General features: G+C 33.2%; 17 protein-coding genes. All 17 read left to right on the top strand.

The features are described 5' to 3' along the window. Positions 1-45 precede the first annotated feature (45 nt). A complete protein-coding gene (locus ACQKCJ_RS00265) occupies positions 46-744 on the top strand; it encodes an ABC transporter ATP-binding protein (protein ID WP_271335140.1) in 699 nt (232 codons plus the stop codon). Beyond that, on the top strand, positions 734-2023 hold the full coding sequence (locus ACQKCJ_RS00270; protein ID WP_271335099.1) for an ABC transporter permease: 1290 nt from the start codon (positions 734-736) through the stop codon (positions 2021-2023). The genes ACQKCJ_RS00265 and ACQKCJ_RS00270 overlap by 11 nt, the downstream gene beginning before the upstream one ends. Further along, on the top strand, positions 1998-2447 hold the full coding sequence (locus ACQKCJ_RS00275; protein ID WP_271335098.1) for an acyl-CoA thioesterase: 450 nt from the start codon (positions 1998-2000) through the stop codon (positions 2445-2447). The genes ACQKCJ_RS00270 and ACQKCJ_RS00275 overlap by 26 nt, the downstream gene beginning before the upstream one ends. 114 nt (positions 2448-2561) lie before the next feature. Beyond that, the gene (locus ACQKCJ_RS00280; RefSeq protein ID WP_427401121.1) at positions 2562-3713 is read left to right on the top strand and encodes a beta-ketoacyl synthase N-terminal-like domain-containing protein; all 1152 of its coding nucleotides are present in this window, start codon (positions 2562-2564) and stop codon (positions 3711-3713) included. A gap of 113 nt (positions 3714-3826) precedes the next feature. Then, positions 3827-4438, top strand: coding sequence for a hypothetical protein (locus ACQKCJ_RS00285; protein WP_271335096.1), 612 nt, complete (start codon positions 3827-3829; stop codon positions 4436-4438). A gap of 92 nt (positions 4439-4530) precedes the next feature. Continuing rightward, entirely contained in the window at positions 4531-5148 is a 618-nt protein-coding gene (locus ACQKCJ_RS00290; protein ID WP_271335095.1) for a 3-oxoacyl-ACP synthase, read from the top strand. Between the two features lie 2 nt (positions 5149-5150). Beyond that, positions 5151-5408: a phosphopantetheine-binding protein gene (locus tag ACQKCJ_RS00295; protein ID WP_017496902.1), complete on the top strand. Its 258-nt coding sequence runs from the start codon at positions 5151-5153 to the stop codon at positions 5406-5408. A gap of 121 nt (positions 5409-5529) precedes the next feature. Beyond that, positions 5530-6729, top strand: coding sequence for a beta-ketoacyl-[acyl-carrier-protein] synthase family protein (locus tag ACQKCJ_RS00300; RefSeq protein ID WP_271335094.1), 1200 nt, complete (start codon positions 5530-5532; stop codon positions 6727-6729). A 1-nt stretch (position 6730) separates the two neighbouring features. Further along, on the top strand, positions 6731-7792 hold the full coding sequence (locus ACQKCJ_RS00305; protein ID WP_271335093.1) for a beta-ketoacyl synthase N-terminal-like domain-containing protein: 1062 nt from the start codon (positions 6731-6733) through the stop codon (positions 7790-7792). After that, a complete protein-coding gene (locus ACQKCJ_RS00310; RefSeq protein ID WP_271335092.1) occupies positions 7789-8571 on the top strand; it encodes a polysaccharide deacetylase family protein in 783 nt (260 codons plus the stop codon). Before ACQKCJ_RS00305 ends, ACQKCJ_RS00310 begins: the two co-directional genes overlap by 4 nt. 78 nt (positions 8572-8649) lie before the next feature. Beyond that, positions 8650-9276 (top strand): outer membrane lipoprotein carrier protein LolA, encoded by a 627-nt coding sequence (locus ACQKCJ_RS00315; protein WP_271335091.1) that lies wholly within the window; start codon positions 8650-8652, stop codon positions 9274-9276. Next, positions 9242-9877: a hypothetical protein gene (locus ACQKCJ_RS00320; protein ID WP_271335090.1), complete on the top strand. Its 636-nt coding sequence runs from the start codon at positions 9242-9244 to the stop codon at positions 9875-9877. Before ACQKCJ_RS00315 ends, ACQKCJ_RS00320 begins: the two co-directional genes overlap by 35 nt. 37 nt (positions 9878-9914) lie before the next feature. Continuing rightward, the gene (locus ACQKCJ_RS00325; RefSeq protein ID WP_271335089.1) at positions 9915-10517 is read left to right on the top strand and encodes a porin family protein; all 603 of its coding nucleotides are present in this window, start codon (positions 9915-9917) and stop codon (positions 10515-10517) included. Positions 10518-10565: 48 nt separating this feature from the next. After that, the gene (locus tag ACQKCJ_RS00330; protein ID WP_271335088.1) at positions 10566-11207 is read left to right on the top strand and encodes an outer membrane beta-barrel protein; all 642 of its coding nucleotides are present in this window, start codon (positions 10566-10568) and stop codon (positions 11205-11207) included. Between the two features lie 6 nt (positions 11208-11213). Continuing rightward, entirely contained in the window at positions 11214-11585 is a 372-nt protein-coding gene (locus ACQKCJ_RS00335; protein WP_271335087.1) for a 3-hydroxyacyl-ACP dehydratase, read from the top strand. A gap of 2 nt (positions 11586-11587) precedes the next feature. After that, positions 11588-12073, top strand: a complete 486-nt coding sequence (locus ACQKCJ_RS00340) for a hypothetical protein (RefSeq protein WP_271335086.1) — start codon at positions 11588-11590, stop codon at positions 12071-12073. Between the two features lie 18 nt (positions 12074-12091). Then, on the top strand, positions 12092-13279 hold the full coding sequence (locus ACQKCJ_RS00345; protein ID WP_271335085.1) for a DUF2062 domain-containing protein: 1188 nt from the start codon (positions 12092-12094) through the stop codon (positions 13277-13279). The last annotated feature ends 144 nt before the right edge of the window (positions 13280-13423 follow it).

The following is a 13423-nucleotide window of genomic DNA, read 5'->3' on the forward strand; positions in this document are numbered from 1 at the left end:
ATTATAAAAATAGAATCCCTTTCGAAAAAGTACAAAGATGCTGACATGTATTCTTTGAACGATGTTTCGCTGGAGATAAACGAAGGACAGATTTTTGGATTATTAGGTCCAAATGGTGCCGGAAAAACAACATTAATTTCCATGCTTTGCGGATTGATCAAACCAACCTCAGGACATTTTACAATTGATGATCTGAACTACACCAATCATTCTTCTAAAATCAAAAAGATCATTGGCGTTGTTCCTCAGGAATATGCCTTATACCCTACTTTGACCGCAAGAGAAAATTTACATTATTTTGGGAGTATGTACGGTTTAAAGGGCGCTTACTTAAAAGATAAAGTCGTTGAAACTTTAGATCTTTTGGGTTTACTAAAATTCGCAGACAAACGCATTGAAACTTTTTCAGGCGGAATGAAACGCAGAGTCAATTTGATTGCCGGAATTCTGCACAATCCTAAAGTTTTATTTTTAGATGAACCAACTGTTGGCGTTGATGTTCAGTCTAAAAACGCTATTATAGATTATTTGAAAGTTCTCAACCAAAACGGAACTACAATTATATATACGTCACATCATTTGGCTGAAGCCGAAGATTTTTGTACCCATATTGCCATTCTGGACCGAGGCAGAATTTATGCACAAGGAACGCCATCAAGTTTAATAGACTCGACAGATGAAGCACGTAATCTTGAAGAAGTTTTTATTTCATTAACCGGTAAAGATTTTAGAGATGGTCAATAAAATTTGGATGTCCGTAGTAAAAGAATTTCTCTTGCTTAAACGAGATTTAGGCGGATTAATCATTCTGTTTATCATGCCGTTGGTACTTGTAATCACGGTAACTTTAATTCAGGACAGTACTTTTAAAACTATCAGCGATAATAAAATTCCAATTTTATTGGTTGATAATGACAATGGTTCTGTTTCTAAAACAGTTTTTGATAACCTTGAAAAAAGCAATTTATTTAGCGTTGTTACGCAAATCGACAATAAAGTAATTACGGAAGAAGTAGCTAAAGAAGCCGTCTACAAAGGAAAATTTCAATTAGCGATTATAATTCCGAAAAATCTAAGTGTCGATTTACAAACCAAAATCGATCAGAATGTCCAGAACATTGTGAGCAAAATGGGCTTAACAGAAACAGATAGTACAGCTCAAACTGAAAAACCTAAAGTAATCAAAGAAAAAGAAGTAAAACTGTATTTTGATCCGGCGGTTCAGATGAGTTTCAAAAATGCCGTGATGAATTCGATTGATAAAATGATTTCTCAAATCGAAACCAAATCAATTTATACGACTTTTCAAAATCAATTGGGAGAAGGAACTGTTGAATTCGATCAAAAGAGTTTCATTACTTTCAAAGAAATAATCCCAAGAATTAACAACAAAGAAGTTCGTCCAAACTCAGTACAGCATAACGTTCCGGCATGGACACTTTTTGCGATATTTTTTATCGTGATTCCGTTGTCTATTAATATTGTAAAAGAAAAATCACAAGGAACATTTGTTCGATTATTGACCAATCCGGTTTCTAATTTAGTAGTGATTATTGGTAAAACCATTACATATTCAGCCATTTGTATGATTCAGTTTTATATGATGGTTGCTGTAGCAGTGTTTTTATTTCCACATATTGGTTTGCCTTCTTTAAACATCGAGGGACATCTATTCTTAATGAGTATTGTCGCTTTGTTTTCAGGTTTTGCTGCCATCGGTTTCGGAATTTTATTAGGAACCGTTGCCAATACACAAGAACAATCGGCTCCGTTTGGTGCAACAAGCGTACTTATTCTGGCTGCCGTTGGCGGTGTTTGGGTTCCAGTTTTTGCAATGCCAACTGTCATGCAGTATATCGCTAAATCATCACCTATGAATTGGGGATTAGAAGCTTTCTATGATGTTTTATTACGCAACGTTTCTTTCCTTGAAATCATCCCAAAAATAAGTTTGTTATTTTTGTTCTTTATTATCACAACATCTATTGCCTTATTTTATGACAAAAAGAAAAGAACAGTATAACGAAGCCACTGACTTAACCGTTTCTCACGAAATCAGAATCCGTTTTAACGAAACTGATCCGCTTGGAATCGTTTGGCATGGTAACTATATTACCTATTTTGAGGATGGACGAGAAGCTTTTGGGCGTCAACACGGACTTACCTATCTCGATATTGGTAATACAGGTTATACAACGCCAATTGTAAAATCAAAATGCGAACATAAATTATCTTTACGTTACGGAGATGTTGTAACCATAGAAACAACGGTTGTAGATACTCCAGCTGCCAAAATGATTTATCGTTTTAGAATATTAGATGCAAAAGGCGAAGTTGCCTGCACAGGAGAAACCGTTCAGGTTTTTTTAGATGGCGACGGAAATTTAATGCTTACCAATCCTCCTTTCTACGAAGAGTGGAAACGAAAAGTGGGATTATTAAAATAAAAGACAAACACGAATTACACCAATTTTCACGAATTAAAATTAAAAAAAAATCCGTGCAAACCAGTTTAATCCGTACAATCTGTGGGCCATTTTTCACCCATCAAAAAAGATAAAATGATAAGAGAAGTATATATCACCGAAACCAATTGTATCACACCTTTAGGATTTGATGTTCAATCGAATGTCGAAGCAATTCTTCTTGGTGATTCCGGTATTCAATTGCATAATGATATTTCTTTAATGCCAAATTCATTTTATGCTTCAATTATTTCTAATGAAAAAATAAACAGTGCTTTTGAAAAAATCAGCACTGAAACAAAATATTCACGTTTAGAAAAAATGATGATTCTGGCTTTAGAGCCCATTATCAAAAATTCGGGAGTTGAATTAAATTCGAAAACTACCTTTATACTTTCGACTACAAAAGGAAATATTACGGCGTTAAAAGATGCTTCAGGCGACAATTTCAATAATGTTCATTTAGATGTTTTAGCTCGAAATGTTGCCGATTTCTTCGGGTTCAAAACACAACCTATTGTGGTTTCGAATGCTTGCGTTTCCGGAATTTTGGCCGTCTCGGTTGCTAAGAGAATGATTCAGTCTGAATTGTACGACAACATTTTTGTAGTTGCCGGAGATGAAGTTTCAGAATTTGTTTTATCTGGATTTAATTCATTTCAGGCAATGAGCGATTTGCCTTGTAAACCCTATTCTAAAAACAGAACCGGAGTCAGTTTAGGCGAAGCAACGGCAGCAGTTTTACTTTCGGCGAATCCTGCAACTGCTAAAATAAAAGTAATTGGAGACAGTTCGATAAACGACGCCAATCATATTTCGGGTCCGTCAAGAACAGGCGAAGGTTTGTTCAGAAGTATTCAGAATGCTTTAAAAGAATCTCAAATAGATGGTAATAAACTTGATTTTATTTCAGCACACGGAACGGCAACACCATTCAATGACGAAATGGAAGCCATTGCATTAAACCGTTTAAGTTTACAAAATGTTCCCATAAATAGTTTAAAAGGTTTTTACGGTCATACATTAGGCGCTTCAGGATTATTAGAAACCGTAATTGCAATAGAATCAGTAAACCAAAATATGCTTTTTGAATCGAAAGGTTTTGATGAAATTGGGGTTAGTGAATCGATTAATGTTATTGAAAAAAATGAAGAAAGAAACATTGATTATTTTTTGAAGACAGCTTCTGGTTTTGGAGGTTGTAATACGGCTGTTGTTTTTGAAAAAGTTAAACACGAATTGCACTAATTTTCACGGATTAAAATATAAATAAAGTTTGAACTGTTCGAAAATTCCGAACAGTTCAAATGAAAAAATCGAACTTACAAGGAAATCTTGAAAGTTCAAATTTTTGAAGTAAAATGAAATTATCAAAATTCATATTTATAACACTAGTTCTTCTTTCATCTTTTGGATGCAAAAAGAAAGAAGTATCTGAATCGGATTTTGAAAAAGACGTTATGAATAGTGTCTTTGTCGAAATTGTAGATTCTATTTATATGGATAGAAGAACTCTGGAACCGCCTCCGATGCCAAGGCTAGATTTTAAGACTAATAAAGAAGATACTATTGGTTATCATGATAAATTAAAAAGATATCAGATAGAACAAGACAGCATTAAAAATTACAAAAAACGAATTTTAATCAGTGTCTATGATTTTGTAGTAAGCAATGGAATCAATGATGATAAATTTGATTTGACTCCATTCAAAAATAACAAAAAGTTTAATTTTCAATATGCTTCTAAATTTCCTGAGGAAATATATTGGGACATAAATGATAAAAAAAGCAAAATGCCAGTTGGCACTATTAAAGTTTATAAAATTCATTTCAATGAAACGAGGACATATGGAGTTTTATCTGCCAAAGCTTCATGTGGGGGAGGAAAATGCGGAAGAGGATTTGAGATTACAATTGAAAACAAATCTGGAGAATGGCATATTACGAATATTGTTGATACTTGGGTTTCCTAAAAAAGAAGATACTAATTTTCACAGAGTAATTAGTGTAATTTAAACCCAAACCAATCCGTGCTAATTTGTGGAATTAGTGTTAAATTAAATAAATGACTCAAAACAAAACATATATACACGATTATATCACCATTCAAAACAACGAAATTGTTTTGAACGGAACTTCTGTATTCAAAATAGAACCAACAGATTTTGGGGATTTCTCTAAACAAGCCTATCGTAATTTTGACATTCAATATCCGAAATTTTTCAAAATGGATGCTTTGAGTAAACTGGCTTTTCTTGGATCCGAATTGCTTTTGAGTCCGATAACTTCTTTAGAAACTGAAAACAATATCGCTTTGGTTTTAGCCAATAAATCCTCAAGTTTAGATACTGATGTTAAATACCAAGAATCGATTTCAGACAAAGAAAACTACTTTCCGAGTCCTGCAGTTTTCGTTTATACGCTCCCAAATATATGTTTGGGCGAAATAAGTATCCGCCATCAGCTGAAAAGTGAAAATTCTTTCTTTATATTTGACGCCTTTAACACTGAATTTATGTCGAACTACTCGGATATTCTTCTGAATACGAATAAGGCAGATATAGTTCTTTGCGGTTGGGTAGAATTTTTTAATGATAATTACAAGGCTTTTCTTTGCACCATTAGCAAAGAAGAAAGCGCAAAATATAAAAACGAAAATATCAATACATTATATAATAAATAATCATGGAAGCATTAAAAGAAGAATTAAAAAACAAAATCATTACTACTTTAAACCTTGAAGATATCGCAATTGAAGATATTGCTGATAACGATCCTTTGTTTGGAGATGGTTTAGGTTTAGACTCGATTGATGCGCTTGAATTAATCGTGATTTTAGATAAAGATTACGGAATTAAATTGGTAGATCCCAAAGAAGGAAAAACCATTTTTCAGTCGATCGAAACTATGGCAGCTTATATTAGCGCTAACAGAACAAAATAGATTTCTGCCTGCGGATCAAACAGGTTAAACAGGTTTTCGCAAATGGTGTACAACTTTGTCAAAGTTTGAAACTTTGACAAAGTTTTGGAATCTACAATCTAAAATCAAAACTCTAAAATTAATGAGTAAAGGTGTTGCAATAACGGGAATGGGAATCATCTCTTCGATTGGAAATTCAGTCGAAGAAAATTATATTTCGTTGATCGAAAATAACATTGGCATTTCCCGTATCACAAATATTTCGACAATTCATGCGGATGTTATTAAGGTAGGAGAAATCAAAAAAACCAATGAAGAATTGGTTGAAGAATTACAACTTACAGAAGATAATAACTTTTCAAGAACGGCAATGATTGGTACTTTGGCAGCCAAACAAGCTGTTGAAAATGCAGGAATTACATCGATAAACGAATTCAGAACCGGACTTATTTCGGCTACAAGTGTGGGCGGAATGGACATGACTGAAAGACACTATTACGATTATTTCACACATCCGGAACTTATTAAATACATTACTTGTCACGATGGCGGCGATGTTGCAGAAAAAATTGCCGAGGAATTGGGTTTAAAAGGAATCGTTACAACAATTAGTACGGCTTGTTCCTCTGCAGCAAACGCGATTATGCTGGGTGCCAGATTAATTAAAACCGGAAAATTAGATCGTGTAATTGTGGGCGGAGCTGATGGTTTGGCAAAATTCACCATTAACGGATTTAAAGCTTTGATGATTTTATCAGACGATTTCAACAAACCGTTTGACAACGAACGCAAGGGATTAAACCTTGGCGAAGCAGCAGCATATTTGGTTTTAGAATCAGATGAAATTGTGGCGAGACAAAACAAAAAAGTACTGGCTCGTGTCTCTGGTTACGGAAATGCAAATGATGCTTTTCATCAAACTGCATCTTCAGAAAACGGAGATGGTGCTTATTTAGCAATGAAAAAAGCTTTTGATATTTCAGGTTTAAAACCTTCGCAAATAGATTACATTAATGTACACGGAACGGCAACGCCAAACAATGATTTATCTGAAGGAAGAGCTTTAAAGAGAATTTATCAGGATGAAAAAGTTCCTGATTTTAGTTCAACGAAACCTTTTACAGGACATACTTTGGCAGCAGCGGCGGCCATTGAAGCTGTTTACAGTGTTTTGGCAATTCAGAATAATGTGGTTTACCCGAATTTGAATTTCGAAAATCAGATGGAAGAATTTGATTTACAACCTCAAACTTCCTTAAAAAATAAAAACATCGAACACGTTTTATCCAACTCTTTTGGTTTTGGAGGAAATTGTTCTACCCTTATATTTTCAAAAAGCTAAAATGAAAAGAACATATATAAATGGAGTAGGCTGTATTTCGACTCAAAAAACATTTGATACTGTTTTTTTAGAAGAAGCCGTTGTCAATCATAATCAAAATGTATTAGCAATCGTTCCTCCTGTTTACAAAGATTATATTTCTCCGGCAGCAAGCAGAAGAATGGCAAAAGGCGTGAAAAACGGAATCGTTGCTTCGGCCCTTGCTCTGAAAGATGCAAACATCGAAAATGTTGATGCAATTATTACCGGAACCGGTTTAGGATGTATCGAAGATTCTGAAAAATTCCTAAAAAGTATTCTGGATAATAACGAAGAATATCTCACACCAACTTCTTTTATTCAATCTACGCATAATACTGTTGGTGCTCAAATCGCTTTGTTGCAGCAATGTAAAGGTTATAATTTTACGTATGTAAATGGCGCTGTTTCTTTTGAATCGGCTCTTTTAGATGCTAAAATGCAAATCGAAGAAGACGAAGCCCAATCTGTTTTAATTGGGGGAGTTGATGAAAATGGCGATTATACTACTGCCCTTTTCAAATTAAACGGACGTATCAAAGCTGATAATTTAGCGCCTTATGATCTTTTGAATTCTACAACAAGTGGTGCTGTTTACGGAGAAGGTGCCAGTTTTTTTGTTTTAGAAAATGAAAGAAAAGACAATACATATGCTGAAATTCTGGATATTGCTATTGTAAATACACTGGAAGAAAATGAAATTGAGGCAGAAATTAAATCCTTTTTGAAAGCTAATAATTTAGAAATTTCAGATCTAGATGCTTTAGTTTTAGGTTTTGACGGAAATGCAGATTTCGAAAACTATTATAGAAATCTTGCTGAAAATGCTTTCGCAGAAATACCTCAATTATATTATAAACATTTAAGTGGTGAATACGATACTGCTTCTGCTTTTGCTTTATGGATGGCTTCTAAAATTATTAAAACTCAGGAAATTCCTGAAATCATAAAAGTAAATTCGGTCGAAAAACCAGTTTATAATACCCTTTTATTGTACAATCAATTGAATGGTAAAAACCATAGTTTTACGTTGATATCAAAATGATAACGCATAAAAACATTTCGTTATTCTTTCTCTTTTTATTGCTTTTACTCGTTCTTCTGAACTTTTATACAGCAATTAGCTGGTTATGGTTTATCGCAATTGTTTTGATTTGGCTGGGAATTAACGCCATTGGCTCTTCCCGAATTTCTTCTGATTATCATGTAAAAGCTTACTGCAATAATTCCTCAGAAACAGAAAAGAAAATTGCCATTACTTTTGATGACGGACCAAGTATTTTTACTTTAGAAGTTTTAGATCTATTAAAAAAATACGATGTAAAAGCGATTTTTTTTTGCATTGGAAAAAATATTGAAGCGCATCCTGAAATCTTAAAACAAATTATTGCTGACGGACATTTGGTTGGAAATCATTCGTACAGTCATTCTAAATTTTTTGATTTTTATAATGCTGAAACGATCAAAGAAGAAATTGAAAAAACAGATCAGCTTCTGGAAAGATTTACTTCTGGAAAAATAAATTTCTTTCGTCCGCCTTATGGAGTTACAACGCCTTCGATCAGGCGAGCATTGAAAATAACCGGACATAAAGTAATTGGCTGGAATATTCGGTCGCTTGATGGAGGAACAAAAAATAAGGAATTGATTTTCAATCGCATTATAAAACGTGTTTCTCCCGGCGGAATCGTACTTTTGCATGATACCGCATCACACTCGGTTTTGGTATTGGAACAGTTTTTGCAATTTTTGCAACAAAACAATTACAAAGTGATTTCAATCGAAGAACTTTTGAATCTTAATGCTTATGGAATTGAACGCTAATAGAACAGGAACTCATCAGGTTAGACCTAACAGGTTTTAAAAACCTGTTAGGTCTTGCTAAACACCTTATAACAATCTATGAAAACTAAAATAGCCCTACTAATTCTATTTATTTCAGGCAATTTGTTTGCTCAGGAACAAAAAATGACGGATGCTGAAATTGCAGCTTTCAAGCAGGATGTAAATGTGGTTTCGAAAAAAATCAAAACCTTAAGTACTGATTTTGTACAATACAAACATTTGGATTTTTTATCGAAAGACATTGAAACTTCGGGTAAAATGATTTTTAAAGAACCTGGTCTTTTACAATGGCAATATAAAAAACCATACAATTATAGTATCGTTTTTAAAAACGGAAAAATCCTGATCAATGACGAAGGAAAGAAAAGCGCGGTTGATATTGGCAACAGCAAAATCTTTGGCCGTATCAATAAATTAATCGTTGGAAGCGTGAGCGGAAATATGTTCGACGATGCAGCATTTACGATTTCGTACTTTAAAATAAAGGGACAAAATTTGGCGAAATTTGTTCCGAAAGATGCAACGCTAAAAAAATACATCAAACAAATTGAACTCACTTTTGACAAAGATGAAGCAACGGTGGTTCAAGTAAAATTATTAGAATCATCTGAAGACTATACCCGAATTGTACTTAAAAACAAAGTGATCAATGCAAAAATCGACGATTCAATTTTCACTAATTAATTGCTTTCTGGCGATTGTTTTAATTTCTTGTGGCTCTGTCACAAAAAATTACATCCCTAAAAAATTAGACAAAACATCTTATGAGGTTCCCTATTTCTCAGATTCAAAAACAGATTATGTTTATAAAACCAATATCACAGTCTACGGAAATGAAATTAGCGGAATTTTTATTGCTAAAAAAATAAATGACACAGTACATAGAATCGTTTTTACAACTGAATTTGGTAATAAATTGCTGGATTTTGAGATCTCTGACAACAGTTTCAAAGTCAATTCGATTGTATCAGAATTAGATCGAAAGATCCTCGTCAATACTTTGAAAGAAGATTTTCGTTTACTGCTAAAAAAAGAATATCTGGTTCAGGAACAATTTGAGAATGACTCAGATGAAATCTATAAATCGAAAGACGGCAAACGTGATAACTATCTCTTTATCTCGAAAAAAGATCATAAATTAGAGAAAGTCGTTCATTCTTCTAAAACAAAAGAAAATTTTACACTGATATTTAGTTCAGAAAACAATATTTTTGCCGAGAAAATTCAGATTATTCATCAGAATATTAAGTTGAAAATTGAGCTGAATTATTTCAAATCAGAATAAAATTTTAATCGAATCATAAACTTAAAATCAAACCAAAATGAAAAAAATAACCGTAATTGTCTTTGTTTTATTTATTGGTATCATAACATCGACTGCACAGGTAACGGTTAGTCCGGGACTTCGTGGAGGTCTGAATTTATCAACTTTAACGAATATTGATGATAATCGATCTAAAGCAGATTTTTATATTGGTGGATTAGTGAACATTAAATTTAATAAATATTTTTCGTTACAGCCTGAGATAACGTATTCAAGACAAGGCGATGAAGGAAGAGAATTTTTTGGAAACGGCTATAGTGATCGTTATGTAAATTATGAATTAAACTACTTAACGCTAGGTGCTGTTGCAAAATTTAACATTGGTGGTAAAGGTTTTCACATTTTAGGAGGACCGTCTTTTGATTTAAAAATTTCTGACAATTATATCAACAGTAATCCTGAAAATTTTGACCTTGCCATTGTTGGTGGTGTTGGATATACATTGCCAAACGGATTAACGTTTGAAGCAAGATTAAAACAAGGTTTAATTGATATTTATGGTTACGACGGAGTTGATAATGATAATGGTTATCGCTACAACGATTTTATCCTGAATCAGGTTTTCCAGATAGGTATTAGTTACACTTTTAAAGTAAAATAAATCTTAACTATTTTAATTTAAACTAACCTTAAGACCATACAAACAAAGATGAACAAACAAATTGCAATTACTCTTCTGATAGTAATAGGGATTTTCAAATCAAATGCTCAAGTTACTTTTAGACCAGGAATTCATGCCGGATTAAATTTATCAAAATTAACAAAATCAGAACTTGACAGCAAAACAGATTTTTATATAGGTGCTTTTGGAGCCTTAAAACTTTCCGGATTTTATACGCTTCAACCTGAAATAACCTACTCAAGACAAGGAGCAAAAGGAACTGCGAGTATGGGAAGCACAAGCAATTACAATCCGCAGACTAATACTTACAGCACTACATATGATAGCGGAACTGTAAATGCCTCATTACAGTATATTTCGGCAATTACCATAAATAAATTTAATTTTAGTGAAAACTTTTATGTTTTAGCCGGACCTTTTTTTGATATTTTAGTTGCTGACGATATTAAAGCAAACCCTAAAGCAAAAGATTACAATTTTAATAAAGGTGATGATATTGATTTGGGAATGATTGCAGGATTAGGTTACAGTTTAAAAAATGGTATTGCATTTGAAGCAAGAGTAAAAAAAGGTTTTACGAATGCTTTTACCAATTATTATGCTGATTCTACAAATAATAATAATTTGGTTTTTCAATTTGGAGCCGCTTATACTTTCAAAGTAAAATAAAAAATTATGGTATTAAAAGACTTTTACAAAGTAATTTCTGAAGAAAAAACAGGAGATGCTAAATATAATATTCGTATATTAGTTAATGCCAATCATGAGGTTTTTAAAGGTCATTTTCCAGGAAACCCAATTATGCCGGGCGTTTGCATGATTCAAATTATCAAAGAACTTACAGAATCTATTACAAAAAGTACTTTGATGATTCAAACTCTTACAAACGTAAAATTCATGGCATTGATTAATCCGGAAACAAATCCCGAATTACGTCTGGAGCTTGACGTTACAACCACAGAAGATGATTTGGTAAAGGTGAAAAACACCACATATTTTAACGACACTGTTGCTCTGAAATTAAGCAACATGTATAAAAAACTATAACTATGAAATTACTATTATCATTACTTCTTTGGGTCAATTTTGCCGGAACTCCAGATTTGGCCACTATCAGAAAAATTTATCCTGATGTTGCAAAATCAGAAGCAAACGCTAAAGAATTTACAGAAAAACTTTCCGCAATTTCAAATAACGATGAGAAAATTTTAGTGGCTTATAAAGCGGCTTCTATTTTGGTAGATTCGAAATTTGAAAATCTTATAGGAAGTAAAATCTCTCGTTTCAAAGAAGGCGCAAAATTGCTTGAAGCTACTTTAAAAAGCGATCCGAACAATATCGAAATCAGAATGATTCGATTGAGTATTCAGGAAGATGTTCCCGGAATTACCGGCTATAAAAAGAACATAAAAGAAGATAAAAAATTCATCACCGATCATTACGCTGCACAAACCGGTGTTTTGAAAGAATACATAAAAGACTTTGTTTTGCAATCGAAAAGTTTCTCTGAAAAAGAGAAGCAATTTGTGAAGTAGGCAAAGAAAAAAATCCCAATGCAACCAAACCTGTCTCAGCAAGAATTACTTAATTCAACCAATTTTTGTGTTATTGTGCCAACTTACAATAATCACAAAACGTTGAAAAAAGTGCTGGATTCTATTTTAGATTTTACTTCTAATATAATCATCGTCAATGATGGTTCAACAGATACAACAAACGAAATTTTAAAGCAATATTCGGAGCTTACCCAAATTCATCATCCTAAAAATATAGGAAAAGGAAGGGCGCTCCGAAATGGTTTTAGAAAAGCAATCGAAATGAATTTCGAGTACGCCATCACAATTGATTCTGATGGACAGCATTTCGCTTCTGATATTCCCCATTTTATTTCCACTATTCAAGATGAGCCAAATTCCCTTTTAATTGGAAGCAGGAATATGACACAGGAAAATGTACCCCGGAAAAGTAGTTTTGGGAATACATTTTCAAATTTCTGGTTTAAGTTCGAAACCGGAATTAAACTGGATGATACCCAATCCGGATTTCGATTGTATCCTTTGCGATTGATTCCAAAACAATTTTATACCAATAAATTTGAGTTCGAAATTGAGGTAATTGTTCGTTCTGCCTGGAAAGGTATTGTAGTCAAAAACATTCCGATTCAGATTTTGTATGATCCTGCAGAACGTGTTTCACATTTTCGTCCGTTTAAGGATTTTACCCGAATCAGTATTCTAAACACTGTTTTGGTGATCAATGCATTATTGTACATCAAACCCCGAGATTTTTTTAGAAGAGCAAAAAAAAAAGGGTTTAAAAAATTCTTTCTTGAAGACATTTTAGAAAGTTCTGATTCTAATTTTAAAAAATCTGCGGCGATTGCTTTGGGCGTTTTTATTGGAATCTCTCCTTTTTGGGGATTTCAAACCGTTTTGCTTTTTACTTTTGCTGCTTTATTCAGGCTCAATAAAGTCATTGCTTATCTGGCCTCGAATGTGAGTTTTCCGCCTTTTATCCCTTTCGTTATCTACGGTTCTTTAAAAATGGGAAGCTTTTTTGTTTCCAATGACGCACCACTGGTTTTAGATAGTTCGGTCACATTGAATGATATTCAAAAAAATGCTACCCAATATATCGTCGGAAGTCTTATTTTAGCATCCGTTTTGGCGCTGACATTTGGTCTTATAAGTTATTTACTTTTAACCGCTTTTAGTGCTAAGAATAAAACGAATATTACGTAACGTTTTGCCACAGATTAAACCGATTAAAATAATTTTACAATCTATGTCAAGTTGCCACGAATTGCACAAATTTTCACGAATTAATTAGTGTAAATTCGTGAAATTCGCGGCGAAAAAAAACTACAGCAAAAAACAATAATAAAT

The sequence above is a fragment of the Flavobacterium sp. NPDC079362 genome (assembly GCF_050267765.1).
GTDB classification, from domain to species: Bacteria; Bacteroidota; Bacteroidia; order Flavobacteriales; family Flavobacteriaceae; genus Flavobacterium; species Flavobacterium azizsancarii.

Excerpts from the sequence above, each read along its gene's own strand:
- ACQKCJ_RS00280 (WP_427401121.1), top strand. The coding sequence starts at position 2,562 with ATGATAAGAGAAGTATATATCACCGAAACCAATTGTATCACACCTTTA.
- ACQKCJ_RS00290 (WP_271335095.1), top strand. The coding sequence starts at position 4,531 with ATGACTCAAAACAAAACATATATACACGATTATATCACCATTCAAAAC.
- ACQKCJ_RS00315 (WP_271335091.1), top strand. The coding sequence starts at position 8,650 with ATGAAAACTAAAATAGCCCTACTAATTCTATTTATTTCAGGCAATTTG.
- ACQKCJ_RS00330 (WP_271335088.1), top strand. The coding sequence starts at position 10,566 with ATGAACAAACAAATTGCAATTACTCTTCTGATAGTAATAGGGATTTTC.
- ACQKCJ_RS00300 (WP_271335094.1), top strand. The coding sequence starts at position 5,530 with ATGAGTAAAGGTGTTGCAATAACGGGAATGGGAATCATCTCTTCGATT.
- ACQKCJ_RS00275 (WP_271335098.1), top strand. The coding sequence starts at position 1,998 with ATGACAAAAAGAAAAGAACAGTATAACGAAGCCACTGACTTAACCGTT.
- ACQKCJ_RS00285 (WP_271335096.1), top strand. The coding sequence starts at position 3,827 with ATGAAATTATCAAAATTCATATTTATAACACTAGTTCTTCTTTCATCT.
- ACQKCJ_RS00345 (WP_271335085.1), top strand. The coding sequence starts at position 12,092 with ATGCAACCAAACCTGTCTCAGCAAGAATTACTTAATTCAACCAATTTT.
- ACQKCJ_RS00320 (WP_271335090.1), top strand. The coding sequence starts at position 9,242 with ATGCAAAAATCGACGATTCAATTTTCACTAATTAATTGCTTTCTGGCG.
- ACQKCJ_RS00295 (WP_017496902.1), top strand. The coding sequence starts at position 5,151 with ATGGAAGCATTAAAAGAAGAATTAAAAAACAAAATCATTACTACTTTA.
- ACQKCJ_RS00305 (WP_271335093.1), top strand. The coding sequence starts at position 6,731 with ATGAAAAGAACATATATAAATGGAGTAGGCTGTATTTCGACTCAAAAA.
- ACQKCJ_RS00270 (WP_271335099.1), top strand. The coding sequence starts at position 734 with ATGGTCAATAAAATTTGGATGTCCGTAGTAAAAGAATTTCTCTTGCTT.
- ACQKCJ_RS00265 (WP_271335140.1), top strand. The coding sequence starts at position 46 with ATGTATTCTTTGAACGATGTTTCGCTGGAGATAAACGAAGGACAGATT.
- ACQKCJ_RS00340 (WP_271335086.1), top strand. The coding sequence starts at position 11,588 with ATGAAATTACTATTATCATTACTTCTTTGGGTCAATTTTGCCGGAACT.
- ACQKCJ_RS00310 (WP_271335092.1), top strand. The coding sequence starts at position 7,789 with ATGATAACGCATAAAAACATTTCGTTATTCTTTCTCTTTTTATTGCTT.
- ACQKCJ_RS00325 (WP_271335089.1), top strand. The coding sequence starts at position 9,915 with ATGAAAAAAATAACCGTAATTGTCTTTGTTTTATTTATTGGTATCATA.
- ACQKCJ_RS00335 (WP_271335087.1), top strand. The coding sequence starts at position 11,214 with ATGGTATTAAAAGACTTTTACAAAGTAATTTCTGAAGAAAAAACAGGA.